The sequence below is a fragment of the Pseudomonas sp. 2,4-D genome (genome assembly GCF_030418155.1).
GTDB lineage: Bacteria > Pseudomonadota > Gammaproteobacteria > Pseudomonadales > Pseudomonadaceae > Aquipseudomonas > Aquipseudomonas alloputida.
Genome location: NZ_JAUHUI010000077.1, coordinates 1 through 6,986, shown reverse-complemented (window position 1 = coordinate 6,986; position 6,986 = coordinate 1). Strand labels below are relative to the sequence as shown.

Below are 6,986 nucleotides of genomic sequence, written 5' to 3'. Positions count from 1 at the left end.
GCAACGGTGAACGGCGGGTGGAGATTGGCCAGCAGGCCCGGCCCTTTCGCGGGTAAACCCGCTCCTACGACGGCCTGTACCCAACCGCCGATGCGTGTGTAGGAGCGGGTTTACCCGCGAATACGGTGGCGGCGGCAACGTTGAACGGCCAGTGGAAATTGGCCAGCACAGTCAACCTCACTCACCACGCCGTTCGATCTCCTCGGCATAGCGCCCGGCAAAGGTCATGAGCACCGGCCCCGCCTCCTGCAAGGTCACCAGTGCAGCGCGCAGGAAGTTCATGTTGCCCTCGATCCGCGCCCGCTCCAGCCAAGGCGCGGCCTCAGCCACCTGGCCGCGTTCGACCAGCACCAGCGCCAGGCTGAACATCCCACGAAAATCCCCCGCCTCGGCCGACCGCCGATACCAACGCACCGCCCGCGCCGGGCTGGGCGCCGTGGCAATGCCCTGCTCCAGGTAACGCCCATACAGGTTCATCGATTTGGCATGCCCCAGCTGCGCAGCCTTCTCGTAGCACATCAGTGCCTGCGCCTGATTGGCCGGCACCCCACGCCCGGTCGCCAGAAGGTTGCCCAGGTTATACAGGCCCCAGTCCAACCCGGAGTCGGCCGCACGGGCGTAATGAACGGCAGCCTGCGCCAAGCTCACCTCGCCGCCCCAGCCATGCTCCAGGCAACGCCCGAGCATGTTGTGCGCCATGGCACTGCCACTCTGTGCAGCGATACCGAACCAACGCCGGGCAACGGTGGCATCCTGCTGGATGCCACGCCCATCCAGCAGGATCTGCCCCAGCAGCAACTGCGCCTCGACCACGCCCTGCCCCGCTGCCGCCAGAATCGCCTGGGCGGCCTTGCCGGGGGTTTCCTCGAGCATGGCCTGCAAGCCGGCCACATCCACCACTTCCTCACGTCGCAGCAGGTAGGACACGGCTCAGACCTCAGCCCAGCGGCGCAGCAAGTTATGGTAGGTGCCCGTCAGCTGCAACAGCGAAGGATGGTCCGGCACATCGGCGGTCAGTTGCTGGATTGCATTGTCCATCTCGAACAGCAGCGCCCGCTGGCTGTCATCGCGCACCAGGCTCTGGGTCCAGAAGAATGCGGCATAGCGTTGGCCACGGGTCACCGGGTTGACCTTGTGCAGGCTTGTGCCGGGGTACAGCACCATGTCACCGGCGGCCAGCTTGATCTGCTGCACGCCATAGGTGTCCTGGATCACCAGCTCACCGCCGTCGTAGCTTTCCGGGTCGCTGAGGAACAGCGTGGAAGACAGGTCGGTACGCACCCGCTCCGGGCTGCCCTTGGGCTGGCGCAGGGCATTGTCGATGTGGAAACCAAAGTTGCCGCCATCGCGGTAGCAGTTGATCAGCGGCGGGAACACCTTGTGCGGCAAGGCTGCCGACATGAAGCGCGGGGTCTTCCACAGGCGGTCGATCAGCGCAGTGCCGATTTCCTTGGCCAGTGCATGGCCTTCCGGCAGCTGCAGGTTGTGCTTGGCCTTGGCCGACTGATAACCCGCCGTAATCTTGCCATCGGCCCAGTCGGCCCCCTCCAGCGCCTCGCGGATACGGGCCAGTTCATCAGCGTCGAACAGGCCTGGAATGTGAAGCAGCATGGCAACAGCACCGTTAGGAAATGTAAAGGCTCAATGATATTGATTCCCTTTTACGCTACACAAGCCCCATTCGCCGCTTAAGACGTTTCAGCGGCATGAAACCGTAAAGACAAATTGTAAAGATTGTAAATTCTTCACGAATGGTAACGACTCTCAATTGTTAGTCAAAATTGCTTACATTAAGATCCACCGCCTCAATACCTTGGGGAAGGTTCTTTGCAATGCGCCAGTACGTACCATCTGCTGTGAGTTCGCCACGCCTGATCGTGTCTGCCATCGGTGTCGCCCTGAGTGCCTCGTCGGTATATGCCGCCGATCCGGCCGCCAACAGCGCCATCACCCTCGATGCCACCAGCGTCAACGGCAAGGCTGAACAAGCCAGCACCGATTACAAGGTGGAGAAGGCCGCCTCGCAGAAGTACACCGCGCCGCTGGTAGACACCCCGCGCTCGGTAACCGTTATCCCGCAGCAAGTGATCAAGGACACCAACGCCCTGACCCTGCAGGATGCCCTGCGCACCGTGCCCGGCATTACTTTCGGCGCTGGCGAAGGCGGCAACCCGCAAGGTGACCGCCCGTTCATCCGCGGCTTCGACGCCCAGGGCGATACCTACCTGGACGGCGTACGTGACACTGGCGCCCAAACCCGCGAAATCTTCGCCATCGAATCTGTTGAAGTGGCCAAGGGGCCGAACTCGGCCATCGGTGGCCGCGGCGCGGCCGGCGGTACCATCAACCTGGTAAGCAAGCGCGCGCATCTGGGCAACTCGCTGGACGGCGCCTGGACCTGGGGCAGCGACCAGACCCAGCGCTACACCTTCGATGGCAACTACCAGTTCAGCGATACCGTTGCCGGTCGCCTGAACCTGATGACCCACGAAAGCAACGTCGCCGGCCGCGACAAGGTCAACTACGACCGCTGGGGCATCGCCCCGTCGCTGGCCTTTGGCCTGGGCACGCCGACCCGCGTCAACCTTGACTACTACCACCTGGAAAGCGACGACCTGCCGGATTCGGGCATCCCTTACACCATCCCGACCAACGGCAGCGCCGGGCGCACCTCGGCACACCCGAGCAAGCCGAATGATGGCGGCGACAGTGACAACTTCTATGGCCTGACCGGCCGCGACTTCCGCAAGACCCGAGTGGATATCGCAACCTTCGCCGTCGAGCACGACCTGACCGACTCGCTGACCATCAAGAACACCCTGCGTCACGGCAACAGCATGCAGGACTACATCCTGACCCAGCCCGACGACAGCAAGGGCAACGTCAACAACGGCAGTGTCTGGCGCCGCGCCAACACCCGTGTCGGCAACACCGCCACTACCACCAACCAGACCGATCTGTTCGGCGAGTTCTACGTTGGCGGGATGAAAAACAGCTTCTCGACCGGTATCGAACTGAGCCGTGAAGAGAGCGAGCGCTCAAGCTACACCGTCGATACCGACACCGTGCCAGGCGGGTCTGCCAACAGCAACTGCACCCCAGGCATGATCGGCGCCACCAGTGGCTATAACTGCACTTCGCTGAGCAACCCGAACCCGGATGATCCGTGGAACGGTGCCATCTCGCGCAACTATGCCGGCACCACCACCAACAGCAAGACCCGTGCAATCTACGTGTTCGACACCCTGGAGCTTACCCCGGAGTGGCTGGTCAACATGGGCCTGCGCTACGACCACTTTGACACCGACTACAAGACCTACAACGCCGCCGGCACCACCACCGCCAAAGGCAAAGATGTCAGCGAGTTCGTCACCGGCCAGCTGGGCCTGGTGTGGAAGCCGGCCGAAAACGGCAGCATCTACGTCTCCTATGCCACCTCCGCAACGCCACCAGGCGCCATGCTCGGCGAAGGTACCGAAGGCAACCCGCTGGGTGGCACCCCGGACCGTAACGGCAACCTGCTGGCCAGCGACATGGAGCCGGAAGAAACCACCAACTACGAAATCGGCACCAAATGGGACCTGCTCGACCAGCGCCTGTCGCTGACCGCTGCGCTGTTCCGCACCGAGAAGGAAAACGCCCGCGTCCAGGTGGACACCACTACCTACGAGAACGTCGGCGAAACCCGCGTGCAGGGTATCGAGCTGTCCGCCAGTGGCAAGCTCACCGACAAGTGGCAGGTGTTTGCCGGCTACACCTACATGCAGGCTCGCCAGATCGACGGCGGCCCGCTGGGCAAGGCCAACGACGGCAATCAGCTGCCGAACACGCCGAACAACAGCGCCAGCCTGTGGACCACCTACTCGATCACGCCAAAGCTGACCGTGGGCGGTGGTGCGTTCTACGTGGATGACGTGTACGGCAGCGTGGCCAACACCACCATGGTCGACAGCTACGTACGCTACGACGCCATGGCCGCCTACAAGCTGACCAAGAACGTCGACCTGCAACTGAACGTGCAGAACCTGACCAACGAGGTGTACTACGACAAGGCCTTCTCTACCCACTTCGCCAACCAGGCGGCCGGGCGGACGGCGCTGTTGACCACCAGCGTGCACTTCTGATGTCTGGGTTGGGTTGATCTTTTGGAGGGCTGCGCCTGTGTCGGCCCTTTCGCGGCCAAAGCCGCTCCTGCGTTGCCGGTACAGGAGCGGCTTTAGCCGCGAAGAGGCCTGCACAGACAACACGAAAAGCAGCCCACCCGGCCCCGTTCATTCCCGTGAGCGGGGCTTTTGCGTATCAAGGCATAATGCACGCCGCGCTGGTCGCGGCAGCAACTCAAGGTGAGAAACGTGGTGAAGAAGACGCTGTTCCAATTGCACTGGTTCTTTGGCATCACCGCTGGCCTGGTGCTGGCCTTGATGGGCATTACCGGGGCGCTGTACTCGTTCCAGGAAGAACTGCTGCGCGCATTCAATGCCGATGTACTCAAGGTAGAAGTACGCGCCGAAGGCGTGCTACCGCCGGCCGAGCTGGTTAAGCGGGTCGAAGCCCAGCAACAGGACAAGGTGTCGATGCTGTGGGTCGACGTGCGCGAAGGCAACACTGCACGGATCTTCTTCATGCCCGCGCCGGGCGAACGCCGTGGCGAGCTGCGCTATGCCGACCCGTACACCGGCGAACTCAAGGGCGAAGCGGCCGGGCAAGGCTTCTTCAACCTCATGCTCAAGCTGCACCGTTTCCTCGCCATGGGCGATACTGGCCGGCAAATCACCGGGGCCTGCACCCTGATGCTGGTGTTCTTCTGCCTGTCCGGCCTTTACCTGCGCTGGCCGCGTAAAGCGCTGGACTGGCGCACCTGGCTGACCTTCGACTGGGCCAAGAAAGGCCGCGCCTTCAACTGGGACCTGCACGCCGTTGCCGGCACCTGGTGCCTGCTTTTCTATCTTCTGTTCGCCCTGACCGGGCTGTTCTGGTCCTATGAGTGGTACCGTGAAGGCCTGAACAGGCTGCTGGCCGACGCGCCGGCTGCGGGCCAGCAGCAAAAACGTGGTGAAGGCCGTGGCCGGCACGGGCCGCAAAAAGTCGACAAGAATGCGCCGCCGCTGGTGGTGGACTACGACGCCATCTGGGCCAACCTCAAGGACGCCGCAGGCCCGGGCCTGTCCACCTACAACCTGCGCCTGCCGCCAGCTGGCGGTCAGCCGGCCAACCTGTTCTACCTGCTCGACAACGCCGCGCACCCACGTGCCTTCAATACCCTGATCCTTGACCCGGCCACCGGCCAGGTTAAAAAGCACGAGCGCTACACCGACAAGTCATTCAAGGCGCAGCTGCTGCAGAGCGTTTACGCCTTGCACGTCGGCGAATACTTCGGCTTGCCGGGGCGCATCATCGTCACCATCGCCAGCCTCACCATGCCGTTGTTCTTCGTCACCGGCTGGCTGCTGTACCTCGACCGCCGCCGCAAGAAACGTCAGGTGCGCGCAGCCCGTGGCAACGTCGCCAACAGCGGCAATGGCGACGGCTGGCTGATCGGCTTTGCCAGCCAGAGTGGCTTTGCCGAACAGTTGGCCTGGCAGAGCGCCGAGCAGTTGCAGGCAGCTGGCCAGCCCGTTCAGGTTCGCGCCCTTGCCGAGCTGGGTGAAAACGACCTGCGCCAAGCACATCGCGCGCTCTTCGTGGTGAGTACCTTCGGCGACGGCGAAGCGCCCGACAGCGCTCGCGCCTTCGAGCGCAAGGTACTCGGCCAGCCTTGGGCACTCAACAACCTCAACTATGCCCTGCTCGCCCTCGGTGATCGTCAGTACCCGCACTTCTGCGGTTTCGCTCGTCGCCTACAGGCGTGGCTGGGAGAGCGCGGTGCCAGCAGTGCATTCAGCCCGGTGGAAGTGGACAACGCCGACCAGGCCGCCCTGCAGCAATGGCAGCAGGAGCTGGCGCAACTGACCGGTGTCCAGCCGGTGGCCGCCTGGCAGCCGCCAACCTTTGCCAACTGGTCGCTGGTGCGCCGCGAACTGCTCAATCCCGGCAGCCAAGGCCAACCGGTTTACCTGCTTGGCCTGCAGGCTGCAGAACCTGCGAGCTGGGAAGCCGGCGATCTGGTAGAGGTACTGCCGCTGAATGGGCAGCCACGGATCGACGCGTTCCTCAAGGGCATGGCACTGGACGCCAGCAGCCAGGTGCAGGTCAATGGCTTGAGCGAAACCCTTGCCCAGGCACTCGCTGGCCGCCAACTGCCGACGCGACGCGACCACCTGATCGGCTTGCAGCCACAAGCGCTGGTCGATGCACTGGTGCCAATCGGTAGCCGCGAGTACTCCATCGCCTCGATCGCCAGCGATGGTGTGCTGGAGCTGATCGTGCGCCAGGAACGCCACCCCGACGGCAGCCTTGGCTTGGGCTCTGGCTGGCTGACGGAATACCTGCCAATGAATGGCACCTTGAGCCTGCGCCTGCGGCGTAACAGTGGCTTCCATCTGCCTGAGGCTGCTGCGCCGATGATCCTGATCGGCAACGGCACTGGCCTGGCGGGTCTTCGCAGCCTGTTGCGCGCGCGGGTCAATGCCGGTGAGCAGCGCAACTGGCTGCTGTTCGGCGAGCGTAACCGGGCGCATGACTTGCTGTGTGGCGATGAGCTGCAAGCTTGGCTGGACAACGGCGACCTGGCACGGCTGGACCTGGCGTTCTCACGCGATCAGGCCGAGAAGGTGTATGTGCAGGACGTGATGCTGGAGCAGGCCGAGGACTTCAAACGCTGGGTGGCCGACGGGGCTTGCGTGTATGTCTGCGGCAGCCTGCAAGGCATGGCAGCGGGGGTGGATGCGGCGCTCAACGGCATGCTGGGTGAAGCTGCTGTACAGCAGTTGATCGAGGATGGGCGGTATCGGCGGGATGTGTATTGACCGGTGTGTAGGAGCGGGTTTACCCGCGAATACGGTGGCGGCGGCAACGGTGAACGGCGGGTGGAAATTGGCCAGCAGGGC

General features: G+C 63.4%; 4 protein-coding genes. 2 read left to right on the top strand and 2 right to left on the bottom strand.

Features of this window, described 5'->3' with window-relative positions; translation table 11 throughout:
• Positions 1–177 precede the first annotated feature (177 nt).
• Positions 178–927 (bottom strand): tetratricopeptide repeat protein, encoded by a 750-nt coding sequence (locus tag QYE47_RS27040; protein WP_014589765.1) that lies wholly within the window; start codon positions 925–927, stop codon positions 178–180.
• Between the two features lie 3 nt (positions 928–930).
• Positions 931–1,611 (bottom strand): Fe2+-dependent dioxygenase, encoded by a 681-nt coding sequence (locus QYE47_RS27035; RefSeq protein ID WP_014589764.1) that lies wholly within the window; start codon positions 1,609–1,611, stop codon positions 931–933.
• 221 nt (positions 1,612–1,832) lie between these two features.
• Here QYE47_RS27035 and QYE47_RS27030 point away from each other — a divergent pair, with 221 nt between their 5' ends.
• Together QYE47_RS27030 and QYE47_RS27025 are read left to right on the top strand one after the other, a co-directional pair.
• Entirely contained in the window at positions 1,833–4,124 is a 2,292-nt protein-coding gene (locus QYE47_RS27030; protein ID WP_014589763.1) for a TonB-dependent siderophore receptor, read from the top strand.
• 228 nt (positions 4,125–4,352) lie between these two features.
• Entirely contained in the window at positions 4,353–6,905 is a 2,553-nt protein-coding gene (locus QYE47_RS27025) for a sulfite reductase flavoprotein subunit alpha (protein WP_070383481.1), read from the top strand.
• The last annotated feature ends 81 nt before the right edge of the window (positions 6,906–6,986 follow it).

What these genes read in the sequence shown, in the direction of transcription:
- QYE47_RS27035 (WP_014589764.1), bottom strand. Translation starts at nt 1,611, where the DNA reads ATGCTGCTTCACATTCCAGGCCTGTTCGACGCTGATGAACTGGCCCGT.
- QYE47_RS27030 (WP_014589763.1), top strand. Translation starts at nt 1,833, where the DNA reads ATGCGCCAGTACGTACCATCTGCTGTGAGTTCGCCACGCCTGATCGTG.